This is a genomic window from Halioxenophilus aromaticivorans (genome assembly GCF_042850945.1).
Taxonomy (GTDB): Bacteria; Pseudomonadota; Gammaproteobacteria; order Pseudomonadales; family Cellvibrionaceae; genus Halioxenophilus; species Halioxenophilus aromaticivorans.
On record NZ_AP031496.1, the window covers coordinates 389106 to 403280 of the forward strand.

The following is a 14175-nucleotide window of genomic DNA, read 5'->3' on the forward strand; positions in this document are numbered from 1 at the left end:
GGGTGGCAAGTAAGTTGTTCAGACAGCGAGGTTGGACTCAACCTCGTCCAGCCGTGCCATCAGCTGCTCGGAATTGTCACTGAATATCAACCTGCCTTGGTCACTTGCCGCCATATATCGCTCATTTCACTGAATGCTTATCCGGGACTCTGGGAATAATTCAGGCTGTTGCTTTCGGTGTTGTTAATAGTGTGATGCATTCCAAAATATAACATTTGCAGTACCAGGACAAAGAATGCGCTGTCCGGATAGTCACCCCAGGGGACTTATATCATTATCAAGAAGAATAAAGGAATCCACGCAAGGCAATCGAATGGCAAAAGTAGGCAGCGTTATCAAAGACTACGACGAAAAACACCTTTGTCGTGACCGTTGGGGCATGGTTGTTGATCCTGAGTTGTTCGAGCACAGACGAAGAATGCGGGGGGGATAGTAACGTCTGTCTGGCGCATGGAAACCAGGGCACAATTTTAACAGTTAGTCCAAGACGCAATCTGGTCAGAAGGTTAGGCAGTAGTGCGTTCTCGTATTCCGCTTGACTCCGGGGTCGGAATGTATTTGATGCGGGCGCAATAATCAATAACTATTAAATGTCGAGGGGGAGTGATGCAGCAAGAAAGAAGAGAGGCCTCTATTTGGTCTGGAAAAGTGTTCAGCTCTGGGTGGGTAGAAGCGCGGGGTGGTGTCTGTGATGTTACCGATCCATCCAATGGCGATCTGCTTGGCGTTACGGGCATTGCAAATGGTGAGGATGTCGCCGCTGCTGCGCAGACAGCCAGGCGAGCTCAAAAGGGGTGGGCTGCAATACCCTTCAGTGAAAGAGCCGAGATTGTACGAAAGGCTGCGGAAAAACTGAAAGAGCGCGAAAATGAGTTCGCCGATTGGAACGTTCGGGAATGCGGCGCGATTCGACAGAAAGGCTTGTGGGAGGCCGGGATTACCTATCAGCAGATGCATCAGGCTGCGAGTTTGGCGTTCTTGCCTGATGGTACGTCGTTTCCATCGGCCGTTGCAGGGCGGCTGAACCTTTGTCAGCGAGTTCCAGTTGGCGTGGTCGGTGTGATTGCACCGTGGAACTTCCCGCTGTTCCTGTCTATGCGTTCGGTAGCGCCAGCGTTGGTGCTGGGTAATGCCGTAGTCTTAAAACCCGACCCTCAGACTGCCATCACTGGAGGCGCGCTCATTGCTGAGATATTTTCCGAGGCGGGTTTGCCAGATGGCGTTCTCCACGTCCTTCCGGGGGGGGCAGAAGCGGGGGAGTCAATGGTGGCGAGTCCAGAAATTGACATGATTTCTTTTACCGGGTCGACCCAGGTGGGTCGGTTGATTGGAGAGAAATGCGGGGGAATGTTGAAAAAGGTTGCGCTTGAGCTCGGCGGAAACAATGTCCACATCGTTTTGCCTGATGCAGATCTTGATGGAGCCGCCAGTTGCGCTGCATGGGGCACATTTTTACATCAGGGCCAAGTGTGCATGGCCGCTGGGCGTCATCTGGTGCATCGTGACATTGCGCAGGAATACGCAGAGAAACTTGCGCTACGTGCTCGGAATCTGGTGGTTGGAGATCCGAAAACGGATCAAGTACACCTCGGTCCTCTTATCAACGATAAACAAGTGGCACACGTCCATGCTCTCGTAGAATCTGCGCAAAAGGCCGGCGCAAAGATCTTGGCGGGAGGTGCCTATCAGGATCGCTACTACCAAGCTACCGTGCTCATGGACGTAACGCCGAAAATGGATGTTTTCAAGTTGGAAACTTTCGGCCCAGTGGCACCAATCACAGTTGTCGACAGCGTAGAGGAAGCCATCGAATTGGCAAACAGTTCGGAATATGGCTTGGCTGCGTCTATTCACACTAAGTCCTTGGCGACGGGTCTGGAGATTGCGAGGAACTTAAAAACAGGGATGGTTCATATCAATGACCAGCCGATCAACTGTGAGCCACATGTTCCTTTTGGAGGAATGGGAGCCTCGGGTAGCAGTGGAAGGTTTGGCGGACTTGCGAGTATTGATGAATTTACTCAGTCTCAATGGATCAGCATGGTTGAAAAGCCCTCCATTTACCCCTTCTGACCTGGTTGGATAGGTCAGGTTAAACAAAACCTTTGATGATTAATATATTTGATAATCCGTTATTACAATAAATAAAAGGAGGAAAATATGGATACCATTCGTTACTACCTGATTCCACTTGTCAGCGCTTGCGGGGCATTGGGCTTTTATTATGGAGGAGATTGGGTTTGGCTCGGGGCTGCAACCTTTCCCTCGCTGATGATACTGGATGTTTTGTTACCTAGGGATTATGAAGAGAGAAAGGTAAGTCCTTTTTTTGCAGACCTTACTCAGTACCTGCAATTACCATTAATGATTGCTATGTATGGGTTTCTTATTTTCGGCGTCAGGGAAGGAAGGATTGACCTTGGTGAACCCGTGCAATTTCTGGGAAGCATTCTTTCTTTGGCTTGGCTTAGTGGGGTACCTACACTTCCAGTTTCGCACGAATTGATGCACCGGCGGCACTGGTTGCCGCGGAGAATGGCGCAATTATTGGCAACCTTTTATGGTGATCCAAACCGAGATATTGCTCATGTCAACACGCATCACCTAGAGCTCGACACGCCGCTGGATAGCGATACCCCATTCCGTGGCCAGACAATGTACAGTTTCGTGGTCAGTGCAACGGTTGGTTCCGTCATGGATGCAGCAAAAATTGAAGCTGAGACCTTGCGTCGAAAAGGAAAGTCGCCGTGGCATTTGTCAAACAAAATGTACCAGTATGTCATGCTCCTGATCGCTCTGCCTGGCGTGGTAACTTATTTTGGAGGGGCAGAGTCGGGACTGGTTACAATTATTTCAATGCTGATTGCGAAAGCGATCGTTGAGGGCTTCAATTATTTTCAACACTATGGGTTAGTGCGCGAAATCGGCCACCCTATCCTCCTGCACCACGCTTGGAACCACATGGGAATGATCGTCCGCCCGCTGGGATGCGAGATCACGAACCATATTAACCATCACCTTGACGGCTATACACGGTTCTACTACCTGCACCCGGAAAAGGAGGCTCCCCAGATGCCCTCACTATTCTTGTGCTTTCTGCTTGGACTTGTTCCGCCTCTTTGGGAGAATCTCGTTGCAAAGCCGAAATTGAAGGATTGGGATCTGCAATATGCCACGCCCGGTGAGCGAAAGTTGGCCATGGAGGCTAATAAAAATGCCGGATGGCCACAGTGGATACCAGAGGCAGCTTAATAATTTTATTAAACTGATGGCGGTTCATGTCTAGCAATCTCGACTGAAAGCATTGGGATTGCTAGCACTTGATTGGGAAGAATGGCCACGAGGTTAATAGCAGTCAACGTATAGAATTTTTTTGATGTTGGCCGTAGAAGCCTATGGAGCAAAATGGCTCTACGGCCTTTTTTGTCAAAAGAATTTGTGTGCCGGCGGACGCATCATCTCCCTGTTGCCATAAACGCCTGGAACAAAGATATCGTTCTGGTATTTTCACAAGTAATGACCACGAAATTTTAATGATGGACGCTTGAATATGTTTGAGAAAATCATTGGCCTATTTGCGCCTTCTCGAGAGCTAACTGTTTCTGTGAGAGGGCAAGGAGTGGAATTTAAAGTTCCACGAGGTCAGACGATTTTGGAAAGTGCACTGCATCATGGCCTGGCGTTTCCACATGATTGCAAAGTCGGAAGCTGTGGTTCGTGTAAATATAAACTGGTCTCGGGGAAGATAAGCGAACTGGCATCATCTGCTATGGGACTAAGTGGTGATTTATATCAGTCTGGGTATCGGTTGGGTTGCCAGTCTATACCTAAAGAAGACCTGGAAATTGAACTGGATTCAGAACTCGGAAGGGCCATTGTTCCGGAAGAGACGATAGCCTTGATCAGTGAACAGAAAACTCTGGCACACGATGTAATCGGATTGACTCTCATGCCAGAAAAACCAATAGCTTTTAATCCTGGTCAGTATGCTGATATTGAATACACAGAACTGTCTGTTGTAAGAAGTTATTCATTTTCGACCCCCGCCCAAGCTGACGGCAGCCTGAACTTTCATGTCCGCCTAGTGCCAGGAGGCGTTTTCAGTGGTTGGCTATTTGGTGGTGATCGAACTGGGACCACCGTTACGTTGCGAGGCCCGTACGGACAGTTTGGGTTCCATGAAAGCGACGACGTGATGGTCTGCGTGGCTGGTGGAACGGGGCTCGCACCCATTAAATGCATTTTGGAGAGCATGACCGGAACCCAACGCGAGCGTGATGTTTTCTTATTTTTTGGGGTGCGGCAGCAGCGTGATTTATATTGCCTTGAACAAATTCAAGCGCTTCAACGGGATTGGGGTGGACACTTAGAGCTTATTCCAGTGTTGTCCGAAGAACCGGCGACATCCTCCTGGAAAGGGAAACGAGGCATGGTGACTGAATATTTTCAAGAATATCTGCAGGGGCGGTCGTGTGAAGCATACCTCTGCGGGCCACCGCCGATGGTTGACGCGGCTGAGACCGAGCTTCTTCGACTTGGTGTGGCGCATGGATCGATATATGCAGATCGTTTTTACAATCGAACCGCTGCGACCGCGCAATAGTGCCAGGAGTGTAAGGGGGAATTACCTTTTTGGTTAAGCACATCCGGAAAAGAGTGTGTTGAGCTTGGCGAGAGATGATGAGTGGTTTTTAAACTGTGTGATGATTCAAAAACGGAGACCAAAATGAAAATAAAAGCAGCAGTTGTTCGTCAAAAAAGTGGTCCATTTGAACTCGAAGATTTAGTCCTTAATGAGCCTGCTGAGGATCAAATTCTGGTTCGAGTGGTTGCGACGGGAATGTGTCATACCGATCTGATTTGTCGTGATCAGCATTACCCGGTTCCTCTCCCGATGGTGTTTGGGCATGAGGGGGCTGGCGTGGTTGAGAAGGTTGGATCTTCTGTCAAAAAAGTACAACCGGGCGATCATGTTGTTCTGACTTTTTATACTTGTGGTGGTTGTGAAGCATGCCTTTCCGGTGATCCCACAAGTTGTGCCAACTCTTTCGTCCCCAATTTTATGGGGCGCTCAGTTACCGGTGAGTGCACCATTCACGAACACAATGGAGAGGAAGTTGGGGCGAGTTTTTTTGGGCAGTCTTCCTTTGCGACCTATGCTTTGTCTTACGAACGCAACACTGTGAAGGTCACTAAAGACGTCCCACTTGAACTCCTTGGGCCGCTCGGGTGCGGCATTCAGACGGGCGCAGGGTCTGTTCTTAATGCACTCAATCCTCCTGCGGGCTCCGCTATCGTGATCTTTGGTGCTGGGGCCGTAGGTCTTTCTGCAGTGATGGCTTCCGTCGTGGCCGGATGTACGAAGATTATCTCCGTCGATGTCAAGGAAAATCGCCTGAAATTAGCTCATGAGCTTGGGGCGACCCACGTGATTGATGCAACAAATACTGATCCAGTTGAGGAGATCAAGAAACTGTGCGCTGATGGGGCTCCGTATGTGCTGGAAACCAGCGGTTTGCCTTCCGTGCTGTCGCAAGCGATCTTGAGCTCCGCCGTAGGTGGTGAGATCGGTATTGTTGGTGCACCACCAATGGGGACCACAGTCCCTGTTGATGTTAATTTTTTACTATTTAACCGTAAGCTCCGAGGAATTATTGAGGGTCAAGCTGTTTCGGATATCTTTATTCCAAGATTGGTGGAGTTGTATCGCCAAGGAAAGTTTCCGTTTGATAAATTAATTAAATTTTACTCATTTGATGAAATTGATCGAGCTGCGGAAGATTCGGAAAAAGGAATAACACTTAAGCCGGTAATTTGTATCGTTTAAAGGGATAAGAGTTCCTTCAAGCCTCGGTGCGCTGTTCTTACGGATAGCGTACAACCTCCTAATAAGTCGAAAGGCTTATAAATCCAGTTTTATGCCGTTTATGCTAAAAGGAGGCATGATCGGTTGATAAGCTGAAATCATGGTTCATTAAACAAAAATAAAAAGGTGGTGAAAGGATATGCGATTTAAAATATTCAATAAATGCATTATCGGTCTGGTTCTGTATGTGATCTCATGCTACGCGGTAGCGACGGAGGGATTGTTTCTAGAGGGATTTGGAGCGATTTCCAGGGGTATGGGAGGAACGGCCGCATCTCATTATGTCGGGCCTGCGTCAATGATGGTTAACCCGGCGACGATGGGTTTGTCCGATACGACAGGTGAAGTGTTGCTAGGGTTCGACCTGATTACTACGGATATTAGCGCGACGAATCTTGGCACAGGTGAAAAGGTATCATCGAGTACGCACTCACATAATCGAGGGCCATATGTAGCCCCTCAGATTGCTTTCACCAGTAAAGTTTCAAATTGGACCTTTGGTGCGGGCATGTTTGCTCAAGCTGGAGTGGGTGTTGAATATGGTGAATCTAGCTTTTTGTCGCGCGGCGATATTGGTGAGACGGGCTATGCTGCCGGTGCTGATACGGGGCTCGAGAATGCAAGTCGTCTGTTTATTCTCGACATACCGCTTGCTGCGAGTTTTAAGGTTAATGACGATCTCTCCGTCGGTGCAACCCTGGATGCAAAGTGGACAGGTTTGAATCTTGATTATTTGTTTGGAAGTAAACAGTTGGGTAGTCTCATTGGGGATGGCCGCGCGTCCGGGTCGCTACTGGGATTGGTCGGGACTTTACCTGATCCACGCGGAGTACACATAAGCGTCAGCAAAAACAAAGAAGTCTCAAGTGGTGTTGATGGTTGGGGGTACTCGGGTAGATTAGGTATGGCGTACAAGGTGACGCCCAAAACAAATTTGGGCATTTCCTACATGTTCAAGAGTAAAATGAACGATTTGAAAGGGAACGGAACGGTCACTGCGGTTGACGGTATCGTGGGAAATATACCTATTGAAGGACAAGTACGAGTTTTGGATTTTAATAGTCCTGCCAAATTGGATGTAGGGGTGAGTCATCAATTCACTGACAAATTCCTGGTCGCTTTAGATCTGTCTCGGGTTTTCTGGAAGGACGCCCTGAAGGATATTAAGGTGGGGTTTGCCAGTGACGCCGGAGATGTTGATCTGAAGCTTCCTCAGAATGCCAAGGATCAAACGATAGTGGCGATTGGAGCGTCGTATGCCGCGACCCAAAATTTAACGTTGCGGGCAGGATACCGTCAGGCTACGCAGCCATTCAATGATGAGGGGTTGTTGGCCCTGATTCCAGCAGTTCTGAAGAGGCATGCAACCTTAGGCATTAGCTACCAAGTTTCAAAATCAGGCAGGTTCGATGCCGCATACTCTCGAGCCTTTGAGCATAGCATGACCAACCAATCGGATTTTAACACCTCATCAGCTGTCAGGTCGTCCATAGCGCAAGATAATTTTGTTTTTGGCTATACCCATTCATTCTAATTAGAATTTACTACTTCGTGCGTAAGTAAGCGGGAATGTTTATGCAGGTTCGTCCGAAGCTTCTGGAAGTATTGGTTGGCGCACTTCCAAGATTCCGTTAAAGCACCAGATGAACGACCTGCTGAGAGATCAAAACTAGAAGACACTGTTGTCGTGTGCGGTTGAAGAACCGCAATCATCCCGGCACCATTCCCAAAACTACGCTCCACGCGGAGAGCAAAAATTTCACCATAACTCAGACCATCGGAGTGATAAGCCAGGTTCTCAAAGCCTCGGAACCGTTTGCAACGCGCTCAGAGAATTCGACAGAGGACTCTGCGTCTACGGAAGCGTCGGACTGACCCTTGCGAAGAGCCCAGAGGGGTCGATAATGGTTATGAACGGTTTTGTCGATGGGATCGACTCTAACGATTTCAAGATGAAGATAGTGTCAGCGATCCGATGCGGCGAATCAGTGATGACTGAGCGAATCGATGATCTTTGCGACGCAAGTGGCAAAGTCTTGGCCGGCCTGCGTCTGATGAGTATTTTCCAAGTCAAAGACAGAAAGATTACCGCTTGGCGTGACTATTTCGACACAGCACCATTCAAGGGCTGAGGTATTTTTGCTCGTTTATAGGAGGACGGCTATGGTTGTGCGCTGATGGACCTTAGCCGCGCTTCGTGTCCCAAAATGGCGTGAAACGCGATTTAGTTACGGAGTCGGTCACCCCTCGTTTCTACGCTGTATTGTGCGATAGGGCGGGGTGTTTGGGGGCGGTCAGTTCTGACCGTCATTCTAAAAACATTACAAATTGAGGATGAATCGATGGAACTTATACAGTGGGCATTCTGGGTGCTGGCTGCTGCTGCTGCGGGCGGGCTGCTGTTCGCGCTGCTGTCGGCAATGAAGGTGCGTTATCCCTCATGGTTCGGCGTGGGGCATGGCGTGCTGGGCTTTGTCGGTCTCATAATGCTGGGATATGCCTTGTATACCGCCGGACCCGACGCCACGATTCCGCAGACCGCATACTGGGCGCTCGGCCTGCTGGGCGCGGCGTTTCTGGGTGGGGCGTTGTTTTTTGGCGTGGTGTTCCGCCAGGCCAAACCCTGGTGGGTGATCCTGAGTCACGGCGGCTTGGCGCTGGCCGGCGTCGTCGTGCTATTTTTTGCCGCTTACTGAGGTGGGGCGCGTCCCTTCCTGGCGACTTGCACCATTACTGAGCCTCCGGGCCGTCGACGTGAGCAACCTGTCGTTTTCGGGGTATTGCGAAAAGGTAATTCCCCCATTTTTAACGGAGTTCAAAAGTAGACCTCAGGCCAGCATGGCCAACTTCTGTTGAGGAGTAATTCCTCCGAGTCCCATATTGGGTCGTTCGTGATTGTAGTGCCAGAGCCAGCGAGTGGCATAATCCTGGACTTCTTCGGTGCTGTCGAACAGATATTGTGCCAGCCAATCGTAACGGACCGTTCGGTTGTAGCGTTCGATATAGGCGTTCTGCTGCGGCTTGCCCGGCTGGATAAACGCCAGCTTGATCTCAAGCCGTTTACCTTAAGTGGTGCTGGCTTGGGTGACAAGGCCGACGAAAGCGCTATACTACTGGATATCCAGACAGTATGGCGCTTTTTTTATGGGTTCGATATCTGGCCAGCAGCAACATCCCCGCATCCCTCTTCCAGTGGCTGGCATTCAGGTCAATGGGTGCCGCAATCCGACATGTGAAAGCTTTTTGGCACTGACTCCTGTCAAAAATTCTGATGGAGCAGTTGAAGTTAGCCTCGGCGCTTACGAGAAAGGGAGTGGTCTCTTTCAAGTGTCCGGAACCGGTAAAGGAACCTCATCGATTTTCTGTTTAAAGTGCCGTGAGAAAAAGCGCGATGGACTTGAGGTTGGCGCAATTTCTACCTCACTGAAAAGCAATCAGGCTGTGGTTGAAGAGTTAAACCGAATTTCACGTCATTTAGATCCAAAGATGCCTTCTTGTCCAAATGCCGACTGTGATAGCAATATAGGTAACGTCGCCGGATCAGTCAAAAGAAATGGCCGAACGGCATCCGGCAATCAGCGCCTGAAATGTGGGGTTTGCGGCAAAGGTTTTACATCGCGCCCAAAAACCCGGAAGCATTCCAAGCCTCACATTGACATCCAGATACTTAAGCTTCTCGTTAGCAAGGTTCCTATTCGCAGAATCGCGTTCCTCTGTGACATATCCACGAAAACTGTTTACGACAAGATTCGGTTCCTCTATCGGCAGTGTCAGGAATTTTCAGCCGGTAGAGAAAGGGATCTTGAGAACAGAGCGTTCAGGAGAATGTATTTTTGCACGGATCGTCAAGTTGTGGTGAGCAACTGGACCAAGCGAGAGGACAAACGAAATTGCGATATCTACGGGATTGCTACAGCGTGCAAGGATACCGGTTACGTATTTGCCTTTAACTTTAATTTCGACGGCAGTGTCGATGCAGAAGAAATTGAGAAGGACGCTGAGGCGATTGGCGAATATGAAACCCCTCGACACCACCGAAAGTACGCCCGTGTATGGCTACGGCAAGAGTTCAATGAGTATTTGAAAGGGCTCCCTTCGAAACAGGACCTCCCAGTTGGAGGAAGCTTGAAGGATGAGGTCCAAATAAGGACTCTTGCCGACCAGAAATTGAATCTAAGTGACTCATCGGAACACTTTGACCGCACCAATATTCTTCCGCCCAAAGGTGTGCTGATTCACAATGAGTACACGATGATGGCACATTTCTTTCTGTTAAAGCGGCTTTTCCAGAGTACCGAAAAGACCCGGTTTTTTATGGATCTTGATAGTGGCATGAAGGCAGCCTATCTATCTGCTTTTCGTGAGATGGTTGCCGAAGGTAATTCGGACGGTTTTCTGATCCGAGCCGCGAAGAACAAAACTGTTGATGAAAAAGAAAAGATCGTCGCCAGATTCCGGAAAATGGTTTCGGTTATGTCCGGGGTGCCACTTCGTAGCCTGACCTATCAGGATATCGTTGATGTTTCGAACAACATCATACTGGAGCGTCTTCAAAAACCGATTCGGATTCCAAAGTCTCCTGAGAAATGGATTGAGCATCCAGGTGCCTCGATGGCAGAGCCAGAAAAAATGGTGGCAGCAATCACTGATGTTGAAAGGCTTGATCGTGAGCACCAGGCAAATTTATATAGGATTGCGACGCTGGCACCGGTTGATCGCTTTTTCATGAAGATTCGTCGATTCTCGACATATTTTGAGAGACCTTTCACTTCGGGAACCAGCAAAGGCAGAACCTGGTATGGCTACTCAGCCTACGATCCCACCATGTATACCATGATTGGTGAGATTTTCCGGGTCTACTACAACTACTGTAGCGAAAAGAAGACAGGTCAAACTCCAGCGATGAGGCTTGGGCTCGCGAGAGGTCCAGTCGAAGTGAAAAAAATCGTTTATCTCAATAACCGGCGTTAGACAGGGATTTATTCTCAAGATATGTTCAGAAATTTTGACAAAAAAAGAGCCAGTGATTATCGGTCACTGGCTCTTTTTATTTTGGCCGCCCCGGAAGCGAGCACCACTTAAGGTAAACGGCTTGGGGCGAACCCGGTTTTTTAGGAGGCGGCTTTGGCTTACTGAGCAGCCAAGTAGGTTTCCAACTGGTCGGCGGTGCCAATCAGGTTGCCGTCGATAAATACCTGTGGTGTGGTACCGGCACCGGTGACCGCCATCAGGCTGGAGAAGCTGACGCCGGCCTTGCCCAATTCGATCTCTTCGTATTTCAAGCCTTTTTCAGTCAGCGCATTTTTAGCGCGGGTGCAGTGTGGGCAGCCGGGCTTGGTAAACAGAGTCACACGCTTGGGTTGCTCCGCTTCTGGGTTGATGTAGTTCAACATGGTGTCGCCGTCAGAAACCTCGAAGGGGTCGCCGGGCTTTTCTGGCTCGATAAACATTTTCTCGATAACGCCATCTTTGACCAGCATGGAGTAGCGCCAGCTGCGCTTGCCAAAGCCAAGGTCGTTTTTGTCCACCAGCATGCCCATGCCATCGCTGAACTCACCGTTGCCGTCTGGAATAAAACGGATGTTTTCAGCGTTCTGATCCTTCTGCCAGGACTGCATAACGAAGGCATCGTTCACAGAGATACACACAATGTCATCCACGCCGTTGGCTTTAAACACCGGCGCCAGCTCGTTGTAGCGCGGCAGGTGAGTAGAGGAGCAGGTGGGGGTGAAGGCGCCGGGTAGGGCGAATACAATTACGGTCTTGCCGGTGAACAGCTCGTCACTGGTGACGTTTTCCCAATCGTTGCCTGAGCGTGTGCGGAAGGTGACGTCAGGTACTTTTTGGCCTTCGATATTCTTTAACATGATTTTCCCTCGGTTGTTTGATGTTGTTAGTTACAGCGCCGTGGTGCGGCCCAGCTAGCGGGTGAGTGCTACTGGGTGAGTGCGCTGCCATGGGTGTCACATTAACGACAGGCGGTCGTTAATTAAATTCAATTAAAAATATTGCCTCGATAGTTTGTTTAAATATATCGAAATGTGGCGTTTAATTGTGTGGCTCTATGGTGTTTCTTGCGGGTCAACATCCAGGCTCCAGCGCAGGTCTTTGGGCACCTTTGCTGAACTCAAATAATGTACGGCCACGGGCAGTACTTGGTGCAGTAATTTACGCTGGCTGCATTTCAGTTGCAGTACATAACGGAAGCGTTTGTTAACGCGCTCCATAATGGCCGGCATTGGCCCCAGGTACTGATTGTGTGGGTTCGGGGCAAAGGCGTGTTGTAGGGCGTTCTTTAGCCCTTCGAGCAATGCCGTGGCCGGCTGTGGGAAACTGGCTTCCACTTTGATGATGGCCATATAGCTAAACGGTGGCATGGAAGAGCGCATGCGTTCCTCCATCAACAAATCGGCGAAGGCACGGTAGCCGTGGCTGAATAATTGAGTAAACAGTGGGTGGTCCGGGTGGTGGGTTTGAATCAGCACGCGGCCGGGGTGGTCGCCGCGGCCGGCCCTGCCTGCCACCTGCAATAACAGTTGGCCGGTGCGTTCACTGGCGCGAAAATCGGCACCAAAAAGGCCGTTATCTGCGTTCAGTACCACCACCAATGTCACATTGGGAAAGTGGTGCCCCTTGGCCAGCATTTGCGTGCCAACCAATATGCAGGGCTCACCGGTATGGACTTGCTCTAGAAGTTGGTCGAAGGCGTTTTTGCGGCCTGTAGTATCGCGATCTATACGTATGACTTTGCTGCGCGGGAAATGCTCGCTAAGCATTTGTTCTGCTTTTTCGGTGGCAGCGCCCAGGTAGAGCAGGTTTTGGCCGAAGCACTCCGGGCACTGCGATAGCGGTGGCCGCTGGTAGTCGCAGTGGTGGCAGCGCAGGTGAGCTGGATGGTTGTGGGCCGTTAGGTTGCTGTCGCAGTGTTTGCATTGGGCCTGCCAGCCGCAATCGTGGCACAGCACCGTGGGGGCGAATCCGCGTCGATTCACAAACACCAGGGCTTGCTGGCCGGCGCCCACGGTTTTGGCAATTTCCGTGAGTGCGTGCTCGCTGAAACCATCGATTAAACTCTCTTGCTTAATATCGAATAATTCGATGTCGGCATGGCTGGCACCACCGGGGCGGGCGTGCAGCTGCCAGTGGGTGAAGCGGCCGTGATTGATGTTGCTGAGCGTCTCTAGGGAGGGCGTGGCGCTGCCCAAAATCACCGGAACATCGGCTTTTTGAGCGCGCACAATGGCCAAGTCCCGAGCTGAGTATCGCAGGCCATCTTGCTGTTTAAAGGAAAGGTCATGCTCCTCGTCGATGACGATCAACCCCAGTCTGGGCAGGGGCGTGAATACCGCCGAGCGGGTACCAATTACGATATCGGCATCTCCGGCGCGGGCACGCAGCCAGTGCTGGGCGCGTTCGGTATCGTTCAGCCCCGAATGCAGGGCGACGATGTTGGCTTTGAAGCGTTGATGGAAGCGAGCCAGTGTTTGTGGGCCTAGGCTGATTTCTGGGATGAGTACCATAGCCTGTTGCCCGCGCGCCAAGACCTGGGCGATGGCCTGCAGATAGACCTCGGTTTTGCCGCTGCCGGTAGCGCCCTCCAGCACGGCCACGGAAAATGCGCCATAGGCAATTTGCGATACCACCGCCGCCTGCTCGTCGGTGAGCGGATGCGGTGCCGGCTTGGCCTGCGGTTGGCCGGCGTTTGGGGGTGTGTCGGTCAGTTCGGCCAAACCCTTCTGTGCCAGGTTCCTAAGGCTGTCCCGGCCTAGGCCGTGCTCGGCTAGTTGGTCATCGGCAATGGTGCCCCGGGCGCGCAGTTGTTGCAGTGCTAGCTGTTGCTTAGGGGCGCGCTTTAGGCCGTCATCCGGCAGGCCCTTGCCTTGGACGGTGAGCTGCCAATGCTTGGGGTAAGTAATGCTTGCCTGCGCACCTAGGCGCAGCTTTTTTGGCAGGCAGGTAGCAATGGTCTCGCCAATGGGGTGTTGGTAATAATGGCTGGCCCACTGGCAAAGGCTTATGAAGTCGGCATCGAGCAGTGGCTCGTCGTCCAGCACTTTATCGATGCGCTTGAGTTTGGCGGGCAGCTCTTGGGTTTGGTGGCGTTGGCAGACGACACCTACGAGGATGCGGCCGTTGCCCCGGCCAAAGGGCACCTGCACCCGAGCCCCCACTGCGATCGGTCCGTGGCCTTCTGGCGGCAGATAATCGAAGAGGGTACGCAGTACAACAGGCAGGGCGATGGAGTAATAAGCGGGCACGAACGAGCCAATCAAAAAAATTGTTTAAAAGTTATACTTGCCAAGGTGGCG

The 14175-nt window shown here is 50.8% G+C and carries 10 protein-coding genes and 1 pseudogene; 8 read left to right on the forward strand and 3 right to left on the reverse strand.

Features of this window, described 5'->3' with window-relative positions; all coding sequences use genetic code 11:
• Nucleotides 1–606 precede the first annotated feature (606 nt).
• The 7 genes from ACGHM3_RS01895 (at nt 607) to ACGHM3_RS01925 (ending at nt 8562) form a co-directional block, all read left to right on the forward strand.
• Complete coding sequence (locus ACGHM3_RS01895) at nt 607–2073, forward strand: benzaldehyde dehydrogenase (protein ID WP_342632595.1); 1467 nt, start codon at nt 607–609, stop codon at nt 2071–2073.
• 87 nt (nt 2074–2160) lie between these two features.
• The gene (gene xylM, locus ACGHM3_RS01900) at nt 2161–3252 is read left to right on the forward strand and encodes a xylene monooxygenase subunit XylM (RefSeq protein WP_342632594.1); all 1092 of its coding nucleotides are present in this window, start codon (nt 2161–2163) and stop codon (nt 3250–3252) included.
• Nucleotides 3253–3550: 298 nt separating this feature from the next.
• Nucleotides 3551–4603, forward strand: coding sequence for a 2Fe-2S iron-sulfur cluster binding domain-containing protein (locus ACGHM3_RS01905; RefSeq protein WP_342632593.1), 1053 nt, complete (start codon nt 3551–3553; stop codon nt 4601–4603).
• A gap of 123 nt (nt 4604–4726) precedes the next feature.
• Nucleotides 4727–5827 (forward strand): NAD(P)-dependent alcohol dehydrogenase, encoded by a 1101-nt coding sequence (locus ACGHM3_RS01910; RefSeq protein ID WP_342632592.1) that lies wholly within the window; start codon nt 4727–4729, stop codon nt 5825–5827.
• Between the two features lie 178 nt (nt 5828–6005).
• On the forward strand, nt 6006–7400 hold the full coding sequence (locus tag ACGHM3_RS01915) for an OmpP1/FadL family transporter (RefSeq protein ID WP_345426382.1): 1395 nt from the start codon (nt 6006–6008) through the stop codon (nt 7398–7400).
• A 148-nt stretch (nt 7401–7548) separates the two neighbouring features.
• The gene (locus ACGHM3_RS01920; protein WP_168450407.1) at nt 7549–7998 is read left to right on the forward strand and encodes a limonene-1,2-epoxide hydrolase family protein; all 450 of its coding nucleotides are present in this window, start codon (nt 7549–7551) and stop codon (nt 7996–7998) included.
• 210 nt (nt 7999–8208) lie between these two features.
• Nucleotides 8209–8562: a hypothetical protein gene (locus ACGHM3_RS01925; protein ID WP_168450408.1), complete on the forward strand. Its 354-nt coding sequence runs from the start codon at nt 8209–8211 to the stop codon at nt 8560–8562.
• A 132-nt stretch (nt 8563–8694) separates the two neighbouring features.
• Here ACGHM3_RS01925 and ACGHM3_RS01930 read toward each other — a convergent pair.
• Nucleotides 8695–8916: pseudogene (locus ACGHM3_RS01930) on the reverse strand (transposase); the annotation flags it as partial.
• Nucleotides 8917–9010: 94 nt separating this feature from the next.
• On the opposite strand from ACGHM3_RS01930, the gene ACGHM3_RS01935 reads away from it, so the two are divergent.
• Complete coding sequence (locus tag ACGHM3_RS01935; protein WP_342630632.1) at nt 9011–10837, forward strand: hypothetical protein; 1827 nt, start codon at nt 9011–9013, stop codon at nt 10835–10837.
• Nucleotides 10838–10995: 158 nt separating this feature from the next.
• Here the strand turns inward: ACGHM3_RS01935 and ACGHM3_RS01940 are convergent, their stop codons facing one another.
• Nucleotides 10996–11733, reverse strand: coding sequence for a glutathione peroxidase (locus ACGHM3_RS01940; protein ID WP_345419204.1), 738 nt, complete (start codon nt 11731–11733; stop codon nt 10996–10998).
• Between the two features lie 195 nt (nt 11734–11928).
• The gene (locus tag ACGHM3_RS01945; RefSeq protein ID WP_345419207.1) at nt 11929–14124 is read right to left on the reverse strand and encodes a primosomal protein N'; all 2196 of its coding nucleotides are present in this window, start codon (nt 14122–14124) and stop codon (nt 11929–11931) included.
• Nucleotides 14125–14175 lie beyond the last annotated feature (51 nt).

Excerpts from the sequence above, each read along its gene's own strand:
- ACGHM3_RS01910 (WP_342632592.1), top strand. The coding sequence starts at position 4,727 with ATGAAAATAAAAGCAGCAGTTGTTCGTCAAAAAAGTGGTCCATTTGAA.
- ACGHM3_RS01905 (WP_342632593.1), top strand. The coding sequence starts at position 3,551 with ATGTTTGAGAAAATCATTGGCCTATTTGCGCCTTCTCGAGAGCTAACT.
- xylM (WP_342632594.1), top strand. The coding sequence starts at position 2,161 with ATGGATACCATTCGTTACTACCTGATTCCACTTGTCAGCGCTTGCGGG.
- ACGHM3_RS01895 (WP_342632595.1), top strand. The coding sequence starts at position 607 with ATGCAGCAAGAAAGAAGAGAGGCCTCTATTTGGTCTGGAAAAGTGTTC.
- ACGHM3_RS01935 (WP_342630632.1), top strand. The coding sequence starts at position 9,011 with ATGGGTTCGATATCTGGCCAGCAGCAACATCCCCGCATCCCTCTTCCA.
- ACGHM3_RS01940 (WP_345419204.1), bottom strand. The coding sequence starts at position 11,733 with ATGTTAAAGAATATCGAAGGCCAAAAAGTACCTGACGTCACCTTCCGC.
- ACGHM3_RS01925 (WP_168450408.1), top strand. The coding sequence starts at position 8,209 with ATGGAACTTATACAGTGGGCATTCTGGGTGCTGGCTGCTGCTGCTGCG.
- ACGHM3_RS01915 (WP_345426382.1), top strand. The coding sequence starts at position 6,006 with ATGCGATTTAAAATATTCAATAAATGCATTATCGGTCTGGTTCTGTAT.